This is a genomic window from Glutamicibacter sp. (genome assembly GCF_050701915.1).
Lineage (GTDB): Bacteria > Actinomycetota > Actinomycetes > Actinomycetales > Micrococcaceae > Glutamicibacter.
Genome location: NZ_JBOGEG010000004.1, coordinates 163,293 through 186,368 on the forward strand (window position 1 = coordinate 163,293; position 23,076 = coordinate 186,368).

The 23,076-nt window shown below is 58.2% G+C and carries 23 protein-coding genes; 15 read left to right on the forward strand and 8 right to left on the reverse strand.

Annotated elements, in window-relative coordinates:
- Positions 1-36 precede the first annotated feature (36 nt).
- Positions 37-657, reverse strand: a complete 621-nt coding sequence (locus ACRDT3_RS05340; protein WP_431491991.1) for a malonic semialdehyde reductase — start codon at positions 655-657, stop codon at positions 37-39.
- Between the two features lie 350 nt (positions 658-1,007).
- Positions 1,008-2,192 carry a sensor histidine kinase gene (locus ACRDT3_RS05345; RefSeq protein WP_431491992.1) on the reverse strand — a complete coding sequence of 395 codons (1,185 nt, stop codon included), beginning with the start codon at positions 2,190-2,192 and terminating at the stop codon, positions 1,008-1,010.
- A gap of 313 nt (positions 2,193-2,505) precedes the next feature.
- On the opposite strand from ACRDT3_RS05345, the gene ACRDT3_RS05350 reads away from it, so the two are divergent.
- From ACRDT3_RS05350 to ACRDT3_RS05380, 7 genes are all read left to right on the forward strand, one after another.
- Positions 2,506-3,180: a response regulator gene (locus ACRDT3_RS05350; protein WP_431491993.1), complete on the forward strand. Its 675-nt coding sequence runs from the start codon at positions 2,506-2,508 to the stop codon at positions 3,178-3,180.
- A 130-nt stretch (positions 3,181-3,310) separates the two neighbouring features.
- Positions 3,311-5,869: an ATP-dependent Clp protease ATP-binding subunit gene (locus ACRDT3_RS05355; protein WP_431491994.1), complete on the forward strand. Its 2,559-nt coding sequence runs from the start codon at positions 3,311-3,313 to the stop codon at positions 5,867-5,869.
- 150 nt (positions 5,870-6,019) lie between these two features.
- Positions 6,020-6,376, forward strand: a complete 357-nt coding sequence (locus ACRDT3_RS05360; protein ID WP_431491995.1) for a VOC family protein — start codon at positions 6,020-6,022, stop codon at positions 6,374-6,376.
- 4 nt (positions 6,377-6,380) lie between these two features.
- On the forward strand, positions 6,381-6,968 hold the full coding sequence (locus tag ACRDT3_RS05365; protein ID WP_431491996.1) for a hypothetical protein: 588 nt from the start codon (positions 6,381-6,383) through the stop codon (positions 6,966-6,968).
- A gap of 9 nt (positions 6,969-6,977) precedes the next feature.
- Positions 6,978-7,394, forward strand: a complete 417-nt coding sequence (locus ACRDT3_RS05370) for a GNAT family N-acetyltransferase (protein WP_431491997.1) — start codon at positions 6,978-6,980, stop codon at positions 7,392-7,394.
- 252 nt (positions 7,395-7,646) lie between these two features.
- Positions 7,647-8,366 carry a hypothetical protein gene (locus tag ACRDT3_RS05375; protein ID WP_431491998.1) on the forward strand — a complete coding sequence of 240 codons (720 nt, stop codon included), beginning with the start codon at positions 7,647-7,649 and terminating at the stop codon, positions 8,364-8,366.
- Positions 8,367-8,422: 56 nt separating this feature from the next.
- Positions 8,423-9,085 (forward strand): alpha/beta hydrolase family protein, encoded by a 663-nt coding sequence (locus ACRDT3_RS05380; protein ID WP_431491999.1) that lies wholly within the window; start codon positions 8,423-8,425, stop codon positions 9,083-9,085.
- Between the two features lie 10 nt (positions 9,086-9,095).
- Here the strand turns inward: ACRDT3_RS05380 and ACRDT3_RS05385 are convergent, their stop codons facing one another.
- The gene (locus tag ACRDT3_RS05385; protein WP_431492000.1) at positions 9,096-10,559 is read right to left on the reverse strand and encodes a helix-turn-helix domain-containing protein; all 1,464 of its coding nucleotides are present in this window, start codon (positions 10,557-10,559) and stop codon (positions 9,096-9,098) included.
- A 236-nt stretch (positions 10,560-10,795) separates the two neighbouring features.
- Between ACRDT3_RS05385 and ACRDT3_RS05390 the strand changes: the two genes are divergently transcribed.
- Both ACRDT3_RS05390 and ACRDT3_RS05395 read left to right on the forward strand, forming a co-directional pair.
- The gene (locus tag ACRDT3_RS05390; RefSeq protein WP_431492001.1) at positions 10,796-11,416 is read left to right on the forward strand and encodes a thymidylate kinase; all 621 of its coding nucleotides are present in this window, start codon (positions 10,796-10,798) and stop codon (positions 11,414-11,416) included.
- 9 nt (positions 11,417-11,425) lie between these two features.
- Entirely contained in the window at positions 11,426-12,028 is a 603-nt protein-coding gene (locus ACRDT3_RS05395; RefSeq protein ID WP_431492002.1) for a HutD family protein, read from the forward strand.
- 145 nt (positions 12,029-12,173) lie between these two features.
- Here the strand turns inward: ACRDT3_RS05395 and ACRDT3_RS05400 are convergent, their stop codons facing one another.
- Positions 12,174-12,500 carry a hypothetical protein gene (locus ACRDT3_RS05400; RefSeq protein ID WP_431492003.1) on the reverse strand — a complete coding sequence of 109 codons (327 nt, stop codon included), beginning with the start codon at positions 12,498-12,500 and terminating at the stop codon, positions 12,174-12,176.
- A 54-nt stretch (positions 12,501-12,554) separates the two neighbouring features.
- On the opposite strand from ACRDT3_RS05400, the gene aceA reads away from it, so the two are divergent.
- The 3 genes from aceA (at position 12,555) to ACRDT3_RS05415 (ending at position 16,784) form a co-directional block, all read left to right on the forward strand.
- Positions 12,555-13,868, forward strand: a complete 1,314-nt coding sequence (gene aceA, locus ACRDT3_RS05405) for an isocitrate lyase (RefSeq protein WP_431492004.1) — start codon at positions 12,555-12,557, stop codon at positions 13,866-13,868.
- Between the two features lie 80 nt (positions 13,869-13,948).
- Positions 13,949-15,586 carry a malate synthase A gene (aceB, locus tag ACRDT3_RS05410; RefSeq protein ID WP_431492005.1) on the forward strand — a complete coding sequence of 546 codons (1,638 nt, stop codon included), beginning with the start codon at positions 13,949-13,951 and terminating at the stop codon, positions 15,584-15,586.
- A 133-nt stretch (positions 15,587-15,719) separates the two neighbouring features.
- Entirely contained in the window at positions 15,720-16,784 is a 1,065-nt protein-coding gene (locus ACRDT3_RS05415; RefSeq protein WP_431492006.1) for an alpha/beta hydrolase, read from the forward strand.
- Between the two features lie 6 nt (positions 16,785-16,790).
- Here ACRDT3_RS05415 and ACRDT3_RS05420 read toward each other — a convergent pair whose 3' ends face one another.
- Positions 16,791-17,357: a histidine phosphatase family protein gene (locus ACRDT3_RS05420; protein ID WP_431492007.1), complete on the reverse strand. Its 567-nt coding sequence runs from the start codon at positions 17,355-17,357 to the stop codon at positions 16,791-16,793.
- Positions 17,358-17,543: 186 nt separating this feature from the next.
- Here ACRDT3_RS05420 and ACRDT3_RS05425 point away from each other — a divergent pair, with 186 nt between their 5' ends.
- Positions 17,544-18,950, forward strand: coding sequence for an amino acid permease (locus ACRDT3_RS05425; protein WP_431492008.1), 1,407 nt, complete (start codon positions 17,544-17,546; stop codon positions 18,948-18,950).
- Positions 18,951-19,015: 65 nt separating this feature from the next.
- Here the strand turns inward: ACRDT3_RS05425 and ACRDT3_RS05430 are convergent, their stop codons facing one another.
- On the reverse strand, positions 19,016-19,738 hold the full coding sequence (locus tag ACRDT3_RS05430; protein ID WP_431492009.1) for a YoaK family protein: 723 nt from the start codon (positions 19,736-19,738) through the stop codon (positions 19,016-19,018).
- Positions 19,739-19,860: 122 nt separating this feature from the next.
- On the opposite strand from ACRDT3_RS05430, the gene ACRDT3_RS05435 reads away from it, so the two are divergent.
- A complete protein-coding gene (locus tag ACRDT3_RS05435; RefSeq protein ID WP_431492010.1) occupies positions 19,861-20,550 on the forward strand; it encodes a DsbA family oxidoreductase in 690 nt (229 codons plus the stop codon).
- A 4-nt stretch (positions 20,551-20,554) separates the two neighbouring features.
- Here ACRDT3_RS05435 and ACRDT3_RS05440 read toward each other — a convergent pair whose 3' ends face one another.
- Both ACRDT3_RS05440 and ACRDT3_RS05445 read right to left on the reverse strand, forming a co-directional pair.
- Positions 20,555-21,178, reverse strand: a complete 624-nt coding sequence (locus ACRDT3_RS05440; protein ID WP_431492011.1) for a LytR C-terminal domain-containing protein — start codon at positions 21,176-21,178, stop codon at positions 20,555-20,557.
- A 72-nt stretch (positions 21,179-21,250) separates the two neighbouring features.
- A complete protein-coding gene (locus ACRDT3_RS05445) occupies positions 21,251-21,553 on the reverse strand; it encodes a type II toxin-antitoxin system VapB family antitoxin (RefSeq protein WP_431492012.1) in 303 nt (100 codons plus the stop codon).
- 272 nt (positions 21,554-21,825) lie between these two features.
- Here ACRDT3_RS05445 and ACRDT3_RS05450 point away from each other — a divergent pair, with 272 nt between their 5' ends.
- Entirely contained in the window at positions 21,826-22,866 is a 1,041-nt protein-coding gene (locus tag ACRDT3_RS05450; RefSeq protein ID WP_431492013.1) for an isopenicillin N synthase family dioxygenase, read from the forward strand.
- Positions 22,867-23,076 lie beyond the last annotated feature (210 nt).

A 23,076-nucleotide genomic window follows, 5' to 3' on the forward strand; every position in this document is an offset into this window, starting at 1 on the left:
TTCAAGTTCTCGCACCCTTTATCGTTGAGTCGCCGGCTAGACGCTGCGCGTAGCCAGCTCGGCGTCGTGCCGCGGCAGGCGATCGAACCATGGGTTCTCGCCTGGCTTGCCGACATTTACGACCAGGAAAGATCTGTGGTTGTTATCTGCGTTGATCGCAGCATCTACCGCCTTGCTATCAAAGCCGCCCATAGGGCCCGCGGCGAGGCCAGCTGCGCGGACCGCCATAATGAAGTAGCCGGCCTGCAGCCACGCGTTATTGTTGCCAACGGTGGTGCGGACTTCAACGTCTTGGAACATGTCCTTGCGTTCCGGTGCGTGGGGGAAGAAATTCTCGAATTCTTCATGCCAGTCGGTATCGAAAGATAGTACAGCGAGGGCAGGAGCAGAAAGGGCCTTCGAGGCGTTGCTTCCAGGCATGGTGCCCGCTATAGCCTGACGCGCTTCAGGGCTCTTAATCCAGGTAATGCGCAGCGGCTGATTGTTCATCATCGTTGGCCCCATTTTCATGGCACCGTAGATTGCATCCAGGACATCGTCAGCGACCGGTTCATCACTGAATGAGTTGGCGCTACGAGCGTCGAAGAACTGCTGATCTGCGGCAGCCTGGCCAATGGCCAACGAATCGTAAATGGCTGTTTCTGACTGGATGCTCATGCGCACTCGCTTTCAAGACGGGAATTTCTCTCCTTAGGCACAACGCCCCGCCGCTCAAGCCCATTCCGAGCTAATACATGAGGCAGCGCACAGAAGCGTGGGCTGGAGTTAAGTTATAAAAGGTACGTTGCATTACTGACAGACAACGGCGTGCGATGGGGGCACAGCGCCGATGAAAGATCAGTCCGTTTACGCAATGCAACGTACCTTTTAATCACCCTTGGATCCTTAGTGATGCCACTCGCAAAACACCACCAAGTACCTTCCCGGTGATCGGTCTTCACCGATACATGTCTAACTTATCTTGTCCTGCGAAAATCCGAAATCATACTTTAGTAGGAGGGCAGGGGTCAGAACGGGATACTTGCCCGCAGGGTCCAAACACCGTCTTCGGAACTAGTTGCAAACTTTCCACCAAACGCGCGCATCCTGTCGCCCATGCCAATCAGGCCCGTTCCACCTTCCGGCAACCCGCTCATCTTCTTGTCAAAATTCCCTATCTGATTAGTAATTTCCAAGATTGCTTCAGGTCCACTGGCGACGAGTTCGAAGGTGCATTCGCCACCCAACGCTCCATGCTTTATCACATTTGTTGTACCTTCTTGCATGACCCGATAAATCGCAGTCTGCGCAGAACGAGGCAATTCGGAAATTTTTTCGTCAGTGGTGGAGGTCACCTCGAAATTTGCCTCTTTTAGCCTCTGAACGAAAAGTTCTGCGCCCTGAAGCGCATAAACAGTAGTAGCGGCTGGCTTATCAACACCCTGGGACAAGGGGTCTGCCATGGTCCCGTCGGCCCTCAGGACATTGAGCATCAAGCGCAGGTCATGCAAGGTCTCCGTACTCAGCTTGGCGATGATATCCAGGGCATCCAGGGCTTTCTGTCCATCGTTTGCGAACTTCGCAGCCTTCGACTGCATGGCCACAACGGTGATGTCATGTGCGACGATATCGTGCAGATCCCTAGCAATGTTCTTTCGCTCGCGATCGACAGCAAGGCGTGTCTGCTCTTTGACTGTTTGCATTTGCTGAAGCGCAATGTCGTTCTTCTCGCGCAGCAAGTAGATATTCCTCATCAGGAAGAATGCCATCGCAGTCAATGGAGCGAGGCCAACAAGCAGAACAGCGTCTGGCCCGGATTGGATGCCAAATTGCACCATCCACGCTGCGGACAGAGTAAGAAATAGGGCTCTAACGCTCATGGCCCTGGCCGTCGCTGCCAGCGCCGAAAAAATCATGAATGAAACGAAGGTCCAGAAGAACATGGCGCTGTCCGTGAGGAAGAAGTAGGCAACTGCCACAAACAATCCGACAGATACGGCAACCCATCGAAGGCCAAGCGCAAGAATCACGCAAAGCCCAACGCCGAGCAAGGCACCTCGAACCGAAATATCCGACGAACCACTGAATCCGTCTTCCAGCAGAGTCACGAACTCGCTACTGGAAACCGCGACCAGAACGGCAATACCAGTCCAAACAATGACACCCTGACCAGCGAAGAGCTTGGTCAGGGTGCCTTTAAGTCGTCCATTCATATGCCGAATAATTCCCGGCTCAGATGATCAAGTCAAATAAACTGCGTTATGGGCAACCGACGCCATAGCGGTTGCAGAACCACTCCGAGAAGGCGGACCCGAAGCCAGCAGGAGTAGCAACATTGCCACTGCTAGGAGCCGGGGAGCCCGCGGCAGATGCAGGAGCTGCCACGGCGGTCAATGGTGCCAGTACTAATGCTGCTACGGCCAGCATTTTCAAACCCTTCATAACAAACTCCACATCAGGTCAACTTATATACTTTCAGGTGAACAGGCCAACTTGAGGCCAACAGCATCGAATCAAAGGAATCAGATGGAACAAATAAAGGTCCTTATCGTCGATGATGAACCTCTAATTCGGCATGCGTTGGGCACAATCCTAGCAACAGACCCCGGAATTGTAACGGTTAATTCTGTTGAAAATGGGCAGGCCGCCGTCGAGTATTGCAGCGGCAATCAGGTAGACGTTGTGCTCATGGATTTGCAGATGCCAATTATGGACGGGGTTAGTGCTACTAAATCAATCAAATCTGTCGAAGACAGCCCATCAGTGCTTGCAATTACCGCCTTTTCTTCCGACGAATATTTGGTTCCGGTACTGACCGCTGGAGCCAGTGGATACCTGGTAAAAGATTCTGAACCAGATGAAATTATTCATGCGATCCATGCCGTTCACCAGGGAACTGCAGCCATTTCTCCGTCGGTTTCTTCTGATCTAGTTTCTGCGGTTCGCGAAGCTTACCGGGATAATTCTCAAGACGTTCAGGAACTGGCATATGATCTGGGAATCACCAATCGGGAATTCGAGATTTTAAAGCTGCTCGCCCGGGGCCTGAACAACACGGAGATTTCAAGAACTCTGACTATTTCCGAAACCACGGTTAAAACCCATATGGCCAAGATTTTCGTTAAGCTGGATGTTCGCGACCGAGTCCAGGCTCTGGTTGCAGCTGCGCGCATGGGTCTTATCGAAATCCCAAAGGACTAGCACTAAGTTTCCCGCTATTGGTGTGAAGTCAACCTCTTTGACACCTTGCCTAGCCCGGTTCGGGAATATCTGCGCGCCATATACGTTGAACATGAGCATAGACCGCTCAAGTTTCTATTAGGAGGCTCACTTGCCAGCATTTTTCGGCGCACCGTCAGATGGCTCGTTTGAGGAATTCCTCTCTCGGTTCCTGTCTTCACGTGCTCAGGCAGCACGTCCCATCGACCTCACGCGCCTGCTTTCCGCCCGCACTCACGAAGCGGTAGCCACCGCGGCAGCGATTTCCCAGGAGCATGGCCACGACGAGATTGATTCCCTGCACCTTCTGATGGCTCTGCTGCGCACCGAACCAGTTGGCGAGCACCTGACCGCCATGGGTATCGACATCGATGCTTTGAGCGCAGACGCCATCGCGCGTATGCCCAAGACCCAGGAGAAGGGCGAGAAGCCATCCCGTCTCTCGTCAGCAGCTCAGCGCAGCCTCTTTGACGCCTATCAAGTTGCCCGTAATTACGGTTCGACCTACATCGACCCTGATCATCTTTTCCTGGCCTTCGTTTTCAACCCGGAATCGCCGGTCAGCCAACTTCTGGCCCAACACGGCATCACCGGCCAGTCCTTGCAGCAGGCTGCCATGGAGCAGGCTCAGCGTGGCCAAAACGATGCTCAGAACCAGAGCGATGCCGAGTCCGACGTTTCCATGCTGGAACGCTACGGAACCGATCTAACCCTGCTGGCCGCCGACGGCCAGATTGATCCGGTGATCGGACGCAAGGAGGAACTGGACCAGGTTATTGAAATCCTGGCCCGCCGCACCAAGAACAACCCTGTGCTGATTGGCGAGGCTGGGGTGGGCAAGACTGCCATTGCCGAAGGCTTGGCCCGCGCCATCATCGATGACGAGGTTCCAGCCCAGCTGCGCAATGCCTGCCTGATCTCCGTTGATCTTCCTGGCATGCTTGCCGGCACCCGCTACCGCGGTGATTTCGAACAGCGCCTAACCGGTCTGCTCGATGAGGTGGCCGCCGCCGAAGGCCAGGTGCTGATATTCATCGATGAGCTGCACCTGCTGGTCGGGGCCGGCTCTGGCGAGTCCGGGAATATGGACGCCGCGAATATCCTCAAGCCGCGCTTGGCCCGCGGTGAGTTGCACATGATTGGCGCCACCACGCTGGATGAGTTCCGCAAGGTGGAGAAGGACAGTGCGCTGGCACGGCGCTTCGGCAAGGTCACCGTCGCCGAGCCCTCTGAGGAAACCGCGCTGGCCATCCTGGAAGGGCTGCGCGAATCCTACGAGGAACACCACCAGGTGCAGTACACCCCCGAAGCGCTCAAGGCCGCGGTTGCGCTCTCGGCCCGCTACCTGAGCGACCGCCAGCTTCCGGACAAGGCTATCGACTTGATCGATGTTGCTGGCGCCCGCCGATCCATCGCTGCCGGCGACACCGAGGACGTGCAGTCATTGCGCGCCGAATTGGTAGATGCCGAGCGGGAGAAGTCTCGCGCCATCGGCGAGGAGCGTTTCGAAGAGGCTGGCGCATGGCGTGACCACATCGTGGAACTGACCGCACGTATCAAGGCCGCCGAGGAATCGGGCGATGCTGAAGTCACCCGCGTAGTGGACGAGAAGCAGATTTCGCAAGTGATCTCCCGGTCCACCGGCATCCCCACCTCGCGCATCTCGGGAGACGACAAGGCACGTCTGGCTTCGCTCGAAGAGTCGTTGCACGCTTCGGTCATCGGCCAGCATGATGCAGTTGCCGCTGTGGCTCGCGCCGTTCGTCGCAACCGTACCGGCATGTCGCCAGCAGGTCGCCCCATTGGCTCGTTCCTGTTCCTGGGTCCAACCGGCGTTGGAAAGACCGAACTGGCCAAGGCCCTGGCCTCCAACCTGTTTGGCTCGGCCGATTCACTGGTTCGCGTCGATATGAGCGAATACGGTGAGAAGCACACCGTGGCGCGCCTGATCGGCGCACCTCCGGGGTACATCGGCCATGACGAGCCCGGCCAGCTGACCGAGAAGATCCGCCGCAACCCGTACTCCGTCGTGCTGCTCGATGAGATCGAGAAGGCCCACCCGGATGTGTTCAACGTGCTGTTGCAGGTACTCGATGACGGCCGGTTGACCGACTCCGCCGGCCGCACCGTCGATTTCTCCAACACGCTGATTCTGATGACCAGTAACCTCGGCGGCGAGTACCTGGCCAACAAGGCAGGAAACTTCGGTTTCACCTCCGCCAACGCCACCAGCGAAGCCGGAGAAATCCGTGCCAAGGTAATGGGCAAGGTACGCGAGTTCATGCGCCCAGAGTTCCTGAACCGCTTGGACGAGGTACTGCTGTTCTCCAAGCTCTCGCAGTCCGAGATTGGCCAGATCGTCAAGCTGGTCATCGCTGAGACCGAAGCTCGCTTGGTGGACCAGGAGCTGAAGTTGGAGGTGAGCGACGCTGCCGTGCAGTGGCTGGCTAGCGAAGGCTACGACCCCGAGTTCGGCGCCCGCCCGCTGCGCCGGCTGGTACAGCGCAAGGTGCAGGATGCCATTGCCGACCTGCTGATCAGTGACTCACTTGCCGCTGGTGACACCGTGTCGGTGGATTACGTCGAGGACGAGCTGAAGGTGCAGATGAAGGTTGATATGCCGACGCCACCTGCTCAAAGCGAGCATGTGCCAAGCTACTTCGATAGCTAAATCGGCTTCGCCCATCGAGGGGCTTGTTTGGCTGGGACTTCGGTCCCAGCCAAACAAGCCCCTTTTTTGACCCCTGCAGATGTGCCGGTCCGTCCATGAATTGCAGGTGACCTCTAGCTAAGCAAAGAGACTCCCGGTACCTTTGTTTGCATGGCGAACATTGGAATGATCACCCTCGATGCCCTTGACGAGCGGTCGGCCTCGGCCTGGTGGAGGGCTGTCTTGGGCGGGAAATACCTGGGCCAGTACCCGGGGTTCACGATGATCAGCGTCCCTGGCTTCAGCGCGCGATTGGGGTTCCAGAAAGTCGATGAGATCACTGCGGGCAAGAACCGCGTCCATCTCGATTTGGAAGCAAGCACCAGCCGAGAGCAGGAAGTCGCCCGTTGCATTGCCGCCGGTGCAACACACGTTGAGGACCACACCGAAGACCCTTCCTTTGGCTGGACCATATTGCGCGATCCTTACGGAATCGTCTTTTGCATTTCCGACCCACACGAGGATTGAGGACATGTCGCTGTTCGCCAGGAAATCACCGGAGGCCTCGACTCACCGGGTGCAAATCCATTTTGCCCAGCCGATGACCGAACGCCTGCGCAAAGATCATGAGGCGGGCCTGCTCGATACATTGTTGCCCAAATACAAGTCTTCGGGGTCCATCACCAGCGCCGAGACCACATTGGACACTGCTGAGGAGCCGGTCTCCAGCGACATTGAACTTGAAGTGTCCACCCCCGATCCGAAGAAGCTGTTTTCCGAATTGCTCTCTTCGCTCATCGAGAGAGGGCTGGGGCATGGTTCCTGGGTAAGTATTGATGGACAACGCACCGAAGTAGGCGGCAGTGAGTACGTTCTGCTTCGGACCAGGCTCGCGGCCGAATCGGATTCGAATCTGGAGCCAACAGTCAGGGCCCTACAGCATGCATTGGGTGACGGCGAAATCGGATGGCATGAGGATGTTTACTACCGCCATGATGGCCCGGTGTTCGTTTACAACGGTGACTCCGCTCAGGCCATCATCCAAACATTGGAAACAGAACTGGTGAAGCATCCGTTGCTTAGCAACGCCGAGATCGTTTCGGTTTCCCCGCAACAGTAAAAGGACTCGATGGAACTCTCCACCACTAAGGTGCCTTCCGAGGAACAAATACTTTCGCTCTACAACTCGGTTGGCTGGAGTGCCTATACAGACAAACCGGACGTACTTTTCGAAGGCCTGAAGAATTCAACCTACGCAATCTACGCCTACGACGAAGACCACCAGTTAATCGGCCTTGTGCGCGTGGTCTCTGATAATGCCACCATCTGTTATGTCCAGGACATCCTGGTGCGTCCCTCCACGCATCGCACCGGCGTAGGCCGTGCCTTGTTCTCTGCGGTACTAGTGAAATATGAGCATGTGCGCCAGCTTGTCCTGATCACCGATGATGAACCCGGGCAACGTGCCTTCTACGAATCCCTGGGACTCACAGAAGGGTCGGAATTCCGTCCTAGCGTTATCCGGACATTTGCCAAATTCTCGTAACAGCTCTCTCTTCGCTGCCTGGCCTGTATAGACTGTCCATTCATCGCTAATGAGGAGTTATTCTTGCGCGTCCGGTCGGCCATTGCCCTATCATCGTTGGCTTTGCTACTAGCAGGGTGCAGCGCAGCTCCTGGGCAAGTATCGCCAGCTGATTCGACGGCGGCTGCCGTCGCTGGCTCCAGTCCAGCTGCGCAGCCCACGCCACGACCTGGTGAACCTGCCGGAGCCACGCCTGCTCCCGTAGCCACAGAGGTGGATGCCAACGTTAATTCGGGACAGGCCTGGGCAGATTCCAAGATTGAGATGTGGAAAGAAAACTCTGGCATCAAGTCCACCAAGGGCTTCTTGTATCCCTACAACCTAATGACTTCTTGGGAGTCTCCAGCCCCTGGTGTCATCAATATTTTCTTGGATAACAGCATGAAGTTTGGCACTCAAATGCCCCAAAGCTACGAAACCAACGAGGATGAGTTGCGCACGATGGGACTAATCATGTTCGAGAGCGTCGGTGAGGCCTCGCCGGAGTTGGAATCTGTCACTTTCGCGACAGAGAATGGCAAGAATTCCGGAACTTATACGCGTTCCCGAACCGGGGCTGATCCAATGGACCGGAAGGCCTGGGCCGAGGAAAAGTATGTGCAGTGGCTCGACTCCATGAATGATACGTACGAATCCTTCTGCCACAGCGAAATCACCAAGATCGAGGTGTATCGCAATTGCCTACCAACCGACCCGCATGCCTACGTTGAGAAGGTGGAGTCTCCCGCCTTCGGCGAACTCGTCGTCACGCTTGAAGACGGTCCATGGATCGATGGCGAATATGACATGCCTGCTTCAGCGTTTGTAAGTTCAAATATGAGCATCAGAATCAACAGCAAGGCCGCCAAGGGGGAGAAAGTCGAGAAAATGACCGTCATCGCCAGAAACGGTGCTGACACTGATACGGAGATGGTTCTCGACGGCAATATGTAGTCCGGCTCGTTCCGGGACAACCAGCCGCCGCGTTCCCAGCCGATAGGCTGGAAACCATGACGCAGGAACTTTCCATTCCCTACGAAGACATAGAACTCAGCGCCCTCTGGGACCGCGCAGAGAACGCGAAAGCTGTTGTGGTACTCGCACACGGTTCAGGTGCCGGCAAGGATCACGACTTCATGGCTGGCTTTGCGCTAGCTGCTGCAGATCTCGGTGCCAGCGTACTGCGCTTTAATTTCCCCTACATGGATGCTGGAAAGAAATTTCCCGACAAAGCGCCAGCTGCGGTCGCAGTGTGGCACCACGTCCGCCGTTGGGTCGAAGGAAACTTGGCTGAAGGTCTGCCAATCTTCACTGCAGGAAAGTCCTTTGGCGGACGCATCGCCTCACTGTCCGTTGCCGGGGGCATGGAATCGGAAGGGTTGATCTTCCTGGGGTATCCGTTGCACGCGCCTAAGAAGGAAGAGAAGCTACGCGATGAGCACCTCTACCCGCTTGCGGTGCCGATGCTTTTCCTCGAAGGCACCCGCGATCCTTTTGCCAACCCCGAAAAGATGGAAGAAGTCGTCAGCAAGCTGAACCAGCACAGCGAACTTTCCTGGTTCGAAGGTGGCAACCATTCCTTCAAGGTAGCCCGCTCCGGCCGCACTGTTGCCCAGGATGGCGCGTGGCTAGCGGAAACTGCTCTTGCCTTCATCGCCAAGCACATCGCATAGTCCAACTGTCCTAGTCCACCTGCTTTTGCAAGAATCGGTAGACCTCGGTTTCATCCACGCCAGGAAAGGCGCCGGTCGGCATGGCCGCCAACAGGTGGGTATTGGCACGCGTAGCTGGCCACGCATTGCCAAACCACTGGCTGGATAGGTCAGCAGGTGGACGGCGGCAGCAATTCTCGTCCGGGCAGGTGGACTGGCAACGTTCCTTGGTATCTCGCCCACGGAACCACTTCACATGCTCAAAAGGCACGCCAATGGACAATGAATACAGCCCCGAAGAGTGACGCTCCGTGCGCGCCGTGCACCAGAAGGTCCCATTGACGGTATCGGTGTACTGCTCGAAGGAACGGAACTTATCCATCTGCTCGAAGACCACACGACTTGTCCAATAGCGGCAGATGCTCTGTCCCTCAATGGCACCGGTGTGATCGGCTGGAAAGTTCACTCGGTCATTCTCATAAGCCTTGTGCAAGATGCCCGACTCATGGACCTTCTGGAAATGGCAGGTCATCCCCAGATGCTCGGTGGCAAGGTTGGTGAACCGGTGGGCTGCCGACTCATAGGACACGGCAAAGGCATCGCGCAGATCCTCGATCGCCAATTCACGGTTATTCTTAGCTCGCCGCAGGTAGTCCACCGTAGACTTTTCCGGCATCATCAACGCCGCGGCAAAGTAGTTGGTCGCGACCCTCTGCGAGAGGAAATCGAAATAATCGGTGGGAGTCCTATGACCCAATACGTGATGCCCTAGCGCCTGCAGCAACACCGAACGAGGATCATGTTCCGAGCGGTTCGCCTGCGTCAGATAAATACGCTTGTTCTTCTGGTCAGTCACCGAACGCGTGGAATGCGGAAGATTGCCCACAAAGCGCAGGCTGAATCCCAGATGCTCAGCGATATCTGCTGCACGATGATGCGAGAGCGGCCCGGAATCGTGGCCAACTGCAGAGAGGACATCGGCGGCTTCCTGCTCGATGTCTTTGTAGTAGTTGTTGCGTTGTCGCATCTCATGGCGCAACGCGGTATTGGCCCGACGGGCTTCTTCAGGGGTAGCGGCCTGCTCATTCAGGCGGCGTTCCAATTCATGCTGCAGGCCCACCAAGGACTCAAGGACGTCCATCGGCAGCCGCGTGCCAACGCGCACGGTAGGCAATCCCAAGGACGCGTAGAGTGGACCGCGCTGGGCACGTTCCAACTCGATCTCCAGGGCAGCTCGACGCGATGGCGGTTCGGTCCCCAGAAGATCATCGACGCCGACACCCAAAGCGCCGGCCAAAGATTTCAGCAGCGACAGCTTTGGTTCGCGCTTGCCGTTTTCAATCAATGACAGTTGGCTGGGCGCAGTATCGACCAAGGCCGATACATCATCCAAGGTCAGTTGCTTGGTCTTGCGCAGAAAACGGATTCTCCGGCCTAAGGCAATGGAGTCAAGTTCCGTATCTTCGCTGCCAGCGCCGTTGCCGGCTGAGTTCACTGAGCGATTCCATGTGGTTGCAGTCACATAACAAGGTTATGCCAGAAATGAGAAAAATTTCTAGATCTTCATGATTTGATCCGCAATTCGATGGCTCAGCCATGGCCTGGTGCCGAAAATTTGCACTTCTTCCTTGATGCCAGGACGGCTTCTCTCATTAAACGCACAGCTGTTCTGCGGAATCATCGTTGCCGCACACTCGTTGAAACTTCAAAGGCGTCTTCCAAAGGAGCGACATGCACGCAATTTCCGCCCGCCCGTTACCTGCCACGAGCCCTGCCCACGACCCACCCCAAACCTTGGTAATTCTCGGTCCCGATGGCGCAGGGAAGAGCACCAGCATTGAAGCTCTAGTGCGACAGCTGCTCAATGAGCGCATTCGAGCCCGAAGGCTCGCAAACGCCTCCGCCCGGAGCTGGCTTACCAAATTCTCTCGCGCCTTGGGAATCACGTTCCCGACTTTCACCCAGGATTTCTTCGAAACGTCCATCCGAAGCTTCAATGTTGCCCGCAATATGGTTGTCGCCGCACACTCCCCCGGGCTAAGCGTGATGGATCGCCACCTGTATTGCCAATTGGTACTGCGGCGCCTACGCGGACATCCCGCGGGGTTGTTGCTTCCGTGGCTTGCGGAGAAAAGTACCGAACACGCGAGAATTGTCCTGCTCGATGTGGATCCCCGCCTTGCCTTTGAGCGAATCAATTCCCGTGGCAAAGATGACGAAAGCCTGGAGTATCTCAACGAGAGTCGAAATGAATACCTGCGCCTTGCGCAACTTCACGGCTGGATAATCCTTGATGCCTCGGTGTCCACAACCCAGATGGTCGAACAGCTTCGCATGATCATCGGCAAGTAGACTCGTCTTATGAGCGAAGCACAGGCACCTTTTGCACCAGGATCCATCCTCGAATTGGCGCAGAGCACCAAGAAACAGTGGGAGCTGGGCCAGGTCCGGCTCATTGCGAGCGGCACTCTTGCGCAAGACGGAACATTGCAGCCTAGCGATATTCGCGAAGCCACCTGGCAACTATCGATTCGCTCTATCGAGAAATCTGCAAGCTTCACTCCGGCGCCTTCAGCTCAAGTTTTCACCTTGATCGCCGGCGATTTCGTGCAGCTGGATGTTGACGGACAACAGCACGGATTGGAACCGTTGCGCCCCCTCAAGTTCGAGACCGGAAATTCGGTTGAGGCGAGCCAGCCCGCCGAAGAATTGCTCATCGTGCACGTGGCTGCCGAGCCAGAGCAGGTGCGACCCACCGTTCGCATTGTGGAGCTGTCCAAAAAACGCGAACAGTATCTCTTTGATGGGCAGCTGGGCGTTATGGTTCAAGGTTCCGCCAAGCTCTTGCTTGGCGACAGCGAACAGTCGCTGAACCTGCGTGACACCGTAGTTGGCTCTGATGCCGGTGAACCACGTATCTCTGGCCGCGGTTTCATGGCTGTTGTCTCTTTCGACCAGCCCTAGCCCGTTCCGGCTCAAACATCCATTTTCGCAAGATCCACAAATCTTCACACCCAAAACCTGTTCTGCTGGGCAGAAATACCGGGCCGTAGCGACAAATCCAGGCGCCCATCTGGCGACGCCCGATTCCTTTCCAGACTCTGATGCTTCACGCTTTTGGCCCGTTCAGCATCGCCTCCATTGACGACTCAGCACCTCCGTCTTGCATAAAACGCCAGCCCACTAGCCATTCACCGAAATTCGCAGGATCAAGCTTCGGTATGCTCTCGCACTTTCCCCAGCCAAGATTGATGTTAAATTTCACTCTTCTTCGCAACAGAATCGTTCGATTCCGACGATTCTTCATGCTTTGGCTCACAATCACGGCAAGAAGCGAGAAATTTTCAATTTCGCAAAGAAATGCAAATCTTAATTCAAAAAACCTCTGTTGAAGCCCTTGCACCTGCGGAAAAGTAGTTGTCACGAAGAAGTTCACAAGATCACCTTCCGATCAACATGAACCCGCAGCTTGTGCGAAGGAGCCAAGGCAATGACTACTGAAAACACCAACGAAACCTCGATCGACAACCGCATCGCAGCCATCGAGAGCGACTGGGAAAACAACCCCCGCTGGAACGGCGTAACCCGCGACTACAGCGCTGCCGACGTCGTGAAGCTTCAGGGCCGGGTCCAGGAAGAGCACACCCTGGCCAAGCGCGGATCCGAGAAGCTGTGGAAGCAGCTCACCGAGGAAACCCCAACCGGTGGCTACACCAACGCGTTGGGCGCACTGACCGGCAACCAGGCAGTGCAGCAAGTCAAGGCCGGCCTTCGAGCCATCTATCTTTCGGGCTGGCAGGTGGCAGCAGATGCCAACCTCTCGGGCCAGACCTACCCGGACCAGTCGCTGTACCCGGCTAACTCGGTTCCACAAGTAGTTCGCCGCATCAACAACGCATTGCAGCGTGCAGACCAGATCGAGTTCTCCGAAGGCATCCAGACCGTCGAAGACTGGATGGTCCCAATCGTCGCTGACGCAGAAGCCGGCTTCGGCGGCCCGCTGAACGCCTACGAACTGATGAAGTCCATGATCACCGCTGGCGCATCGGGCGTCCACTGGGAAGACCAGCTGGCCAGCGAAAAGAAGTGCGGCCACCTCGGCGGCAAGGTGCTGATCCCGACCCAGCAGCACATCCGCACCCTGAACGCGGCCCGCTTGGCCGCCGACGTGGCTGGCACCCCTTCTGTAGTTATCGCCCGCACCGACGCTGAAGCGGCAACGCTGATCACCTCGGACGTTGATGAACGCGATCAGCAGTTCATCACCGGCGAGCGCACCCCGGAAGGCTTCTACAAGGTCACCAACGGCATCGAGCCATGCATCGCCCGAGCCAAGGCCTACGCACCGTACTCGGACCTGATCTGGATGGAAACCGGCACCCCCGATCTGGAGCTGGCCCGCAAGTTCGCCGAAGCGGTCAAGAAGGACTTCCCGGACCAGATGCTTTCCTACAACTGCTCGCCGTCGTTCAATTGGAAGAAGCACCTGGACGATGCGACCATCGCCAAATTCCAGCGCGAGCTGGGCGCCATGGGCTTCAGCTTCCAGTTCATCACCCTGGCCGGATTCCACGCATTGAACCACTCGATGTTCGACCTGGCCCAGGGCTACGCGAAGGACGGCATGAGCGCCTACGTCGAGCTGCAGGAACGCGAATTCGCTTCCGAGGCCGCCGGCTACACCGCCACCAAGCACCAGCGCGAAGTCGGCACCGGCTACTTCGACGCGATCTCCACGGCGCTGAACCCTAACGCCTCCACCCTGGCTTTGGTGGGCTCCACCGAAGAAGGCCAATTCCATTAGACCCTGAGGGGTCGATGGTGCTAGCCGGCAAAGGCGCCGGCTAGCACCAACACCATTTCCAAGTTTTTAAGGACGCTGCCATGAACTCCCCCATCACCCTGAACAACATCACCATTACCGCTACCCCCGTTCGCTACCAGGAGCAGATCCTGACCAGCGAAGCCCTGGACTTCCTTTCGGCCCTGCACACCGCATTCGAACCGCGCCGTGCCGAGCTGATGCAGCGCCGCCAGGTCAACCGGGCGCGCATTGCCAACGGCCGCGATCCGAAATTCCTGGACGAGACCCGCGAAATCCGCGAAGATGATTCATGGCAGGTTGCCCCGATCGCACCGGGGCTGGAAGATCGCCGGGTGGAAATCACCGGCCCGATCGAACGCAAGATGGCCATCAATGCGCTGAACTCCGGCGCCAAGGTCTGGCTGGCCGACATGGAGGATGCTTCCTCGCCGACCTGGCAGAACGTCATCAAGAACCAGGTCAACCTGATCCGCGTGCTGGATCAGGAACTGGACTTCACCGCACCCGATGGCCGCGAGTACAAGCTGAACAGCTACGATCTGCAGCAGCTGCCAACCATCGTGGTTCGTCCCCGCGGCTGGCACCTGCCGGAGAAGCACCTGCTGGTTGCCGGCACCCCGATGTCCGGTGCGCTGGTGGACTTCGGACTGCACTTCTTCCACAACGCCAAGCGCCTGCTGGCAGCCGGCCGCGGTCCGTACTACTACCTGCCGAAGCTGGAGAACCATCTGGAAGCACGGTTGTGGAACGACGTGTTCAACATGGCCCAGGATTTGATGGATATCGAGCGCGGCACCATCCGTGCCACCGTGCTGATCGAGACCATCACCGCCGCATTCGAAATGGAAGAAATCCTCTACGAGCTGCGCGAGCATTCCTCGGGGCTGAACGCAGGCCGCTGGGATTACATCTTCTCGATCATCAAGAACTTCCGTTCGCGCGGGCCGCGCTTCGTCTTCCCTGACCGCGACACCGTAACCATGACCGCTCCGTTCATGCGGGCCTACACCGAGCAGCTGGTGCGTGCGTGCCACCGCCGCGGGGCTTCGGCCATTGGCGGGATGAGCGCATTCGTTCCGAACCGCAAGGACGCCTCGATCAACGAGATGGCTTTCGGCAAGGTCCGCGAGGACAAGGCCCGCGAAGCAGCTGATGGCTTCGACGGCTCCTGGGTTGCCCACCCGGACCTGGTTCCGGTTGCCCGGGAGGTGTACGACGAGGTTCTGGGCGAGAACCCCAACCAGTTGCAGCGTACCCGCGAAGACGTCGAGGTTTCCGGTCCGGCCCTGCTGAACGTCGAGAGCCTCACCGGCAAGATCACCGAACGCGGCATCCGCGACAACATCGAGATCGGCATCCGCTACATCGAGTCCTGGCTGCGCGGCAACGGTGCTGTGGCACTGCGCAACCTGATGGAAGATGCTGCTACCGCTGAGATCTCCCGTTCGCAGCTGTGGCAGTGGATCCACCAGTCGGCGATCACCGATGAGGGCGAGATCATCACCCGTCGCTGGGTTCAGGAACTGACCGAGGAGACCATGGAGGGCTTGGAGCGTTTCGAAGGCGATCGCTTCGAGGAAGCCGTGGAAATCTTCGAGGCCTGCGCCCTGCGCGATGACTTCCCGACCTTCCTGACCAAGAACGCCTACCTGCGCTACCTGGATGCGCCGGCCCGCACCCTGGAAATGGCTGGCTGAGCAATCCCAAGACCCGGCCGATAGAAAACAGTCGTCCCTGAACGTCGGCCACGGGAAACGGCATTCACCAGTTGGTAACCACTCCAATTGGCGAATGCCGTTTTTCGCGCGCGAAAGTGGATACGCTGTAGCCATGGCCTTCCAGTTCAAGAACCCGGCCGAGGACCTGTGGCAACCCGATCTGCTTGGCGAGGATTTCTCGCAGCGGCCGCTGCCGATGTCCGACGGATCCACCGCGACGTTGATCAGGCACCGTCCGCGCAAATCGCTGCGCTTGCCGCCGCCGTTGCGCGGGATCGCGGTGCTCTATGTGCATGGCTGGTCGGACTACTTCTTCCAGACCGAGTTGGCTGAATTCTTGTCCGAGGCCGGAGCGGATTTCTACGCACTGGACCTGCGCCATTATGGCCGGAACCTGCCGGTGGACCGGGCCACCGGAATCGCCGAGCACAGCAGCCCAGGATTCACCACCGACTTGGAGGAGTACTTCGAGGAATTCGACGCGGCCCACCGCATCATCGCCAGCGCGCATCCGGGAACCCGCTTTGTCCTGCTCGCCCATTCCACTGGCGGGCTCAGCGCTTCGCTGTACGCGGCAGCCAACCCGCAGAAAGTTGATGCGCTGGCGCTGAACAGCCCGTGGCTGGAATTCCAGGCCAGCGAGATCGGCCGCACCGCCTTGGCGCGGATCGTCCAGGCGGCCAGCAGCCGCAACCCGCACCGCTTCTTGCCGACGGTGGATCCGGGATTCTACACCCGCACGGTCTCCAGCCAGTTTTCCGGCGAATGGGATTACGACCTGGGCTGGCGTCCGGTCAACGGCTTCAAGCTCACCGCGGGTTTCATCTCTGCAGTCTTCACTGCGCAAGCCAAGGTGAAGAAGGGACTGGATCTCCAGATACCCACCCTGGTGATGCTTTCGGCGGAAGACTATTTGCTGCCACGCTGGCACGACACCGCCACCCGCGCCGACGTGGCCTTGAACGTGCAGGTCGTCGCGCAGCGCAGCATAGACCTGGGCCGGGAACTGCATCTGGTGCGCCTGCCCGGCGCGCTGCACGACGTGTTCCTCTCCTCGCCGAAGATCCGCTCCAGGGCCTACATGGCGTTGGGGTCATGGCTGGCGGTCGTCAAGAACCGCCAGCGTGATTCGCAGGTGGCATCGAGCATCCGCCGGATAGTTCCTTCCGGCATCTAGTTCGGCTTAGCCCGCGACCTTGCTGGGAACCTGGTCATTGACCAGTTCCAGCTGCCAATCGCCGGGCTCATTGCCGATGATCGCTACCGAGCCGTTGCGGATGGTGTCCAGCTTGTAGCCGGCGAAGTGCGAGAGCGTGTAGCGGATAATGGTGCCGTGGCAGATCACCGCGACGTTCTTGCCCGGGTAATCGGCGGCAATCTGCTCGATGGCGCGCAACCCGCGACCGACGACCGATTCCAGGGACTCGATTCCGCCACCGTGCTTATCCGGCCACAGGGCCAGGGCCTCGGTTTCCACCATGCCCTCGCCCTGGGCGTAGTCGCGCTCGATCAGCAGGTCATAGCTCGGGCCCAATTCAAGTCCCAGCCCATCGGCGATGATCTGCGCCGTCTCCCGCGCACGCGAAAGCGGCGAGGAAACGATAGCGTCCCACTGGCCGCCCTCCAGCACCGAGACAGCCTCGCGGGCCTGGGTGCGCCCGGTGTCGTTCAGGGGGATGTCGCTGGAGCCCTGCAACCGGCCTTCGAGGTTCCATTGCGTCTGTCCGTGGCGGACGAATCCAAGTTTCATATGCCCATTCTTCCACCCGGATAAGCGGATCGGATACTGGCTGGTGGCCAAGCTCACGATAGATCTGCAACACTTAAGTGCGTCATGGATCCCTGGAGCACATAAGATTTTCACGGCTGTGCCCTGCCATTGGCGCGGGCCCGCCCCCATCGAACGCACCCCTTATAGGATCCGAGCATTACTATCGTGAACGAAATAAAGGCGTCTCTCGCCCGTGGGCTCACTGCCCGCCACATCCGCTTCATGGCTCTCGGCTCAGCTATCGGAACGGGCCTTTTCTACGGCTCCTCTTCTGCTATCCAGGCTGCTGGCCCTGCCGTTCTCTTCGCGTACATGATTGGCGGCGCTGCCGTCTTCATCGTCATGCGTGCCATGGGCGAGATGGCTGTCAAGCATCCGGTTTCCGGATCCTTCGCTCACTACGCTTCGCGCTACCTGGGCCGCTTCGCCGGATTCGTCACCGGCTGGACATTTGCCTTTGAAATGGCCATTGTCGCGATCGCCGATGTGACCGCGTTCGGCATCTACATGGGATTCTGGTTCCCGCAGGTGGCGCAATGGATCTGGGTCCTGGCCGTCGTCTTGCTGATCGCTTCGATCAACCTGATGAAGGTCAAGGTCTTCGGTGAAACCGAATTCTGGCTGGCTATTATCAAGGTGACCGCAATTATCGCCATGATCATTGGTGGCGCCGCCCTGATCGTCTTCGGCTTCAACGCCCCCGAGACCGGAACCGCTACCGGCATCGCTACCCTGATGAGCGCTGGCACCCTGTTCCCCAACGGCTTCGTGGGCCTGTTGCTGTCCTTCTCCGTCGTGATGTTTGCCTTCGGCGGCATCGAAACCATCGGCATTACCGCTGGTGAAGCAGCTGATCCTGCCAAGTCGGTTCCAGCGGCCATCAATACCGTGCCATGGCGCATCCTGCTCTTCTACGTAGCTTCGCTGGCCGTAGTCATGATGCTCTTCGACTGGCGCCAGATCGACGGCTCAGCTTCGCCATTCGTGCAGATTTTTGACGGCCTGGGTATCCCGGCTGCCGCCCACGTGCTCAACGCCGTGGTGATCACCGCAGCCGTTTCGGCGATCAACGCCGATACCTTTGGGGCTGGGCGCATGCTCTACGCCATGTCCGAAATTGGCCATGCGCCGAAGTCCTTCGGTCGGATCTCCCGCAACGGTGTGCCGTGGATGACCGTAGTCATCATGGCCATTGTGCTGCTGGTAGGCGTGGTGCTCAACGCCCTGCTCCCAGAGGCACTGTTCACCATCATCGCTTCCATCGCTACCTTCGCCACCGTCTGGGTGTGGATCATGATTCTGACCTCGTACCTGGCCATGCGACGCAAGGAAGCCGCAGCGGGCCGCGGACCGGCCGTCGCCCGTGAATACGCTGTGCCTGGCGGGACCGTAGCCGCATGGATCGCCTTGGCATTCATGGTCTTCGTCGTCGTGCTTTTGGCCCTGAGCCCGACGACGCGCGTAGCCCTGTACACCGGTATCGCCTGGCTCGTGCTCCTTGCCGTGCTCTTCAAGCTGCTGGTTCGCCCAGCGGCGCCGGTAAAGCAGGATAGCGGCTCCCTGCTGGGCTAACCACCGAGCAATAAAATATGCCTGGCTTCGCATAAAGCGAAGACAGGCATGTTTTTTATGTCTTCTTACTTGATCTCGGTGAGAGTTCCGGTCCGCGGCCCCGAGGGCGCATCTGGGTCATTGGGTGTGCGTAGCTCCTGGATCAACGCCAAGCTGGCCCACATGAGCATGCCGCCGGCGACAACCCACAAGCTGCCGAGCCCAAGGTGCAGGTAGGCCAAGACGCCGCCCAGGGAACCCATGGTGATCATCAGCCACAGCAATGCGTAGCGGGTCCATAGCAACCGGTAGTCGCCGCGGTCCGATCCGGTGGCCAACCCGATGATCGCTCCTCCAAGTGCTTGCCCGAGCTTGACCAAGGTGCCGGTCATATACGTCAGGCCCAGAGAAACCTCTCCCGAACGGGTATAGGAAACATTGACCACGCCCATGGCTGCGGCCAGCAGCAGGGCCGTAAGTTGCGGCAAGAAATACCCGGAGATGGCCGCAGAGAGCAGCAGTGCCGCACTGAAATACATGGCCACTGGCCGGCGCATCCTATCGAGACGGTAGGTAATCAGGGTTGCGAGGATGACACCTCCGACGAAGCAGCCCACCAAGGACATCGCCATCGCCCATCCGGCAAAGTCTCCTGTCATCAACGCCGCGGAAGAACGCGTGGAGTTACCCGACATGAAGGAGAGGAAGTAGCCACCGAAGTGCACGAATCCGACGCCATCGACGAAGCCTGCCATCGCCGTAATCGTCCCAGCGAAGAGGATCCCACGCCATCGAAGATTCTTTGCCACCTGTACCGCTTTCTCTCGCCATCAGCACCAACCGGGTTCCATAGGAGCCCTTCCATTATCTCCCTCGAAATCAGCAGTTGCGAATGCGGAATGCCCGGTGAGCAAAAGTTGTTACCTCAAGCATGAGCGAAAATACTGCTGCCCAGTCCCTGGAAGACAAGCGCATCCGCGTGGATATCTTCTCCGATATTGCCTGCCCTTGGTGCTTTATCGGCAAGCGCCGCTTCGAGCAGGGAGTCGAGGCGTTCGAATATTCTCAGAACGTGGATGTCTATTGGCATTCGTACCAGCTGGACCCGAGCCTGCCTGAGAACTATGACGGCAGCGAGGCCGAATACCTCTCCAAAATGAAGGGCATGGGGCAGGAACAGGTCGCCCAAATGCTTGACCATGTCACCGCCCAGGCGGCTGGCGAAGGCTTGAACTACGACTTCGCCAACCTGAAGGTCGCTAATTCCTTCACCGCACTACGTGTTCTGGAACATGCCAAGCAGCATGGTGCCGGAAACGAGATGAAGGAAGCACTGCTTTCTGCACACTTCGAAAAGGGCCTGAACACCGGAGACGAAGAAACGCTGCTTGGGTTGGCCGGAACGCTGGGACTGGATGCCAAGGAACTGCGTGCGAACTTGGCTTCCGGATCCTACGTTGAGGAAGTCAACGCAGATATCGCCCAGGCACGCGAGCTGGGCATCAGCGGTGTTCCTTTCTTCATCATTGATGGAAAGTACGGCATTTCCGGCGCGCAGCCAGCTGAGGTCTTCGCAAATGCACTGGCTCAAGTGCATTCCGGAGACGTGCAGGCCCAGTAGCCAGCTATTTAGCGCAGACGAGCTTGCCGTCTGAGGTATTGAGCTTGCGTTCTTTTTCCAGTCCGTCGAATTTCTCCCCCAGCGCCAGGTCCACCCGGCTGCCCCACTTCTTCTCGTCATAGATGAAGACGATGCCGGGGATCTGGCGCTGCACGGTGAAAGCCTGGGCATAGCCATCAGGCCCGGCAATGACCGCACCGGTGGTATCGGAGAGCGACTTCCACCCGGAAGTCAGCGACGAAATCTTGAAGCCGCGCTTTTCCAGGGCCTTGGCAGTGTCGCCGGCAAGGCCCGAAATGTCGGTCGTGTTCAGCACGCGTATTTCGACATCTGCAGGCTTTTGGTACTTGAAATCGATGGCCGGGCACTGCGGATTTTCGATTTTCGTCTCGCTTGGCTTCGGGCTCTCGACGGCGGCAGGCTCGCCACCCAACTTCAAGGTTCCATTGAAAACGAGAACGGCGCCGACCAGAACCGCGATCACCAACAGGGCCATCACAGAAAAAACAATGTTCTGGCGTTTGCGGGCACGCCTCTTAGCCTGGCCGTCCGAGCTGAAACTCAATTCTTGCTCGTCGACAATATGCGCACCGTGCCATTGCCCCGGGTCATCGCGATCACGCATCATTCCACCTTGCTCTGGTCAGCCTTCGGCATCCGCTGGCCTGAAGGCGACGTCATCCTCGTGGCGCTAGCTTATCTAACTAGCGTCCAGATCCAATATGCGTGCGTGTATTACCGAGCGATGATGAAGCGCCGAGCGCAGCGCGCGGTGCATCCCATCCTCTAGATACAGCACGCCCCGATAGCGCACTACGTGCGGGAACAAGTCGCCGTAGAAGGTGGAATCCTCGGAGAGCAATGTTTCAAGATCCAGGGTCGCTTTGGTGGTGACCAGTTCGGCTAGCTTCACCTGCTGAGGTGGAAGCCCGCTCCAATCACGCGTCGACGAGTAGCCGTGGTCAGGGTATGGACGGCCTTCACCTACCGCTCGAAAAATCACTATTCAAGCATACGGACAAACTCCCCAGACCCCCAGAAGTACAGGTCAGGCCGAAGTTGGCAGTGCCATAAAGATAGCTTTCCGAGGCGGGACTGGTTGGACCGGGCAACAGCCGGACTCGCCGCGCGGAGGCCCGGAGAACACTGCACGCGAATGCGAACAATCAGCCACGCAATGGGAAAAAGCAAGGATTGTTACGCCAAGGGAAACTTGGGGGAACGGGGCGTAACTTTAGCTAGTAACAATCGCGTCATAAGGTGCACTCTAGGTTTATGAACAACGTAGTCACCGAGATCCCACTGCTCGATATTTCTACCGCACGCAACGCTGACGGCTCCTTCAACAAGGATTTCGTTGCCGCGATTCGCGACGCTGCACACCGCGTCGGCTTCTTCCAGATCGTCGGCTACAGCGCGTATGCCGGCCAGGACCAGGAACTGCTGGATACCATCGCAGAATTCTTCCAGAAGCCAGTTGAGCAGAAGATCAAGCTCGATAACCGCAATAGCGCCCAGTTCCGCGGCTACACCCGGATGGGCACCGAAATCACCCGCGGCCGCGCAGATGCCCGCGAACAGATTGACTACGGACCGGAACGCGAGACGTTGACTGTCGTTCCCGAGGACAAGCCGTATTTGAACCTGCAGGGCCCGAACCAGTTCCCGGCCGACTTCCCCCAGCTCCAAGAGCGCGCCATGGCGTGGGCCGAGCTGATGAACAAGACCGGCCACGAGCTGCTTTCGGCCATCGCCGTGGGCCTGGGGCTGCCCGAAGGCCACTTCGACGAGCCATTCGCCAACACCCCGTCATGGATGGGCAAGTTGGTGCACTACGTTTCGGGCGACGTCGTACCAGAGTCGGGCAACCAGGGCGTTGGCTTGCACGCCGACTACGGCTTCGTCACCCTGCTGCTGCAGGACCAGGTTGGAGGGCTGCAGGTGCAGCCCTACGGCCAGGAAGAGTGGATCGAGGTGCCGCCTACCCCGGGTGCGCTGGTCGTGAACCTCGGGGAAATGCTCGAAGTGGCTACCAACGGCTACCTGATGGCCACCATCCACCGCGTCATTGCGCCACCAGCCGGCGTTGACCGCTACTCGGTGCCGTTCTTCTACTCCCCTCGGCTGGATGCAGTGATCGACAAGGTCGAACTGCCAGCCGAGCTGGCTGCCGAAGCTCGCGGTGTCTCCGATGATCCGGAAAACCCAATGCTGGCCTCCTATGGCGCCAACGTGCTCAAGGGTTGGCTGCGAGCCCACCCGCAGACCGCGGCCATCCACTACCCAGAGCTGGCAAAGGGGCGCAAAAGCGCCTAGGCATGGAGCTTCTGCAGGGATCAGGAGCTGCAAACGCTGGGACTATTGGCGTCGAGCAGGTGAGAAATTACCGGCCCGGCGCCAATTGACTCTTCTATGTCTGTCAAGCCGCAACCGGAACCTCTTCAATCATTTTTGAAGCACTGAAGATTCTGAAGATCCGACGGACGAGATAGCGTTTGATGCATCGACGGATCTCCCGATCAGTCT

What these genes read in the sequence shown, in the direction of transcription:
- ACRDT3_RS05370 (WP_431491997.1), top strand. Translation starts at nt 6,978, where the DNA reads ATGGAACTCTCCACCACTAAGGTGCCTTCCGAGGAACAAATACTTTCG.
- ACRDT3_RS05380 (WP_431491999.1), top strand. Translation starts at nt 8,423, where the DNA reads ATGACGCAGGAACTTTCCATTCCCTACGAAGACATAGAACTCAGCGCC.
- ACRDT3_RS05440 (WP_431492011.1), bottom strand. Translation starts at nt 21,178, where the DNA reads ATGATGCGTGATCGCGATGACCCGGGGCAATGGCACGGTGCGCATATT.
- ACRDT3_RS05415 (WP_431492006.1), top strand. Translation starts at nt 15,720, where the DNA reads ATGGCCTTCCAGTTCAAGAACCCGGCCGAGGACCTGTGGCAACCCGAT.
- ACRDT3_RS05350 (WP_431491993.1), top strand. Translation starts at nt 2,506, where the DNA reads ATGGAACAAATAAAGGTCCTTATCGTCGATGATGAACCTCTAATTCGG.
- ACRDT3_RS05340 (WP_431491991.1), bottom strand. Translation starts at nt 657, where the DNA reads ATGAGCATCCAGTCAGAAACAGCCATTTACGATTCGTTGGCCATTGGC.
- ACRDT3_RS05365 (WP_431491996.1), top strand. Translation starts at nt 6,381, where the DNA reads ATGTCGCTGTTCGCCAGGAAATCACCGGAGGCCTCGACTCACCGGGTG.
- ACRDT3_RS05420 (WP_431492007.1), bottom strand. Translation starts at nt 17,357, where the DNA reads ATGAAACTTGGATTCGTCCGCCACGGACAGACGCAATGGAACCTCGAA.
- ACRDT3_RS05390 (WP_431492001.1), top strand. Translation starts at nt 10,796, where the DNA reads ATGCACGCAATTTCCGCCCGCCCGTTACCTGCCACGAGCCCTGCCCAC.
- aceA (WP_431492004.1), top strand. Translation starts at nt 12,555, where the DNA reads ATGACTACTGAAAACACCAACGAAACCTCGATCGACAACCGCATCGCA.
- ACRDT3_RS05450 (WP_431492013.1), top strand. Translation starts at nt 21,826, where the DNA reads ATGAACAACGTAGTCACCGAGATCCCACTGCTCGATATTTCTACCGCA.
- ACRDT3_RS05360 (WP_431491995.1), top strand. Translation starts at nt 6,020, where the DNA reads ATGGCGAACATTGGAATGATCACCCTCGATGCCCTTGACGAGCGGTCG.
- ACRDT3_RS05345 (WP_431491992.1), bottom strand. Translation starts at nt 2,192, where the DNA reads ATGAATGGACGACTTAAAGGCACCCTGACCAAGCTCTTCGCTGGTCAG.
- ACRDT3_RS05435 (WP_431492010.1), top strand. Translation starts at nt 19,861, where the DNA reads ATGAGCGAAAATACTGCTGCCCAGTCCCTGGAAGACAAGCGCATCCGC.
- ACRDT3_RS05395 (WP_431492002.1), top strand. Translation starts at nt 11,426, where the DNA reads ATGAGCGAAGCACAGGCACCTTTTGCACCAGGATCCATCCTCGAATTG.
- aceB (WP_431492005.1), top strand. Translation starts at nt 13,949, where the DNA reads ATGAACTCCCCCATCACCCTGAACAACATCACCATTACCGCTACCCCC.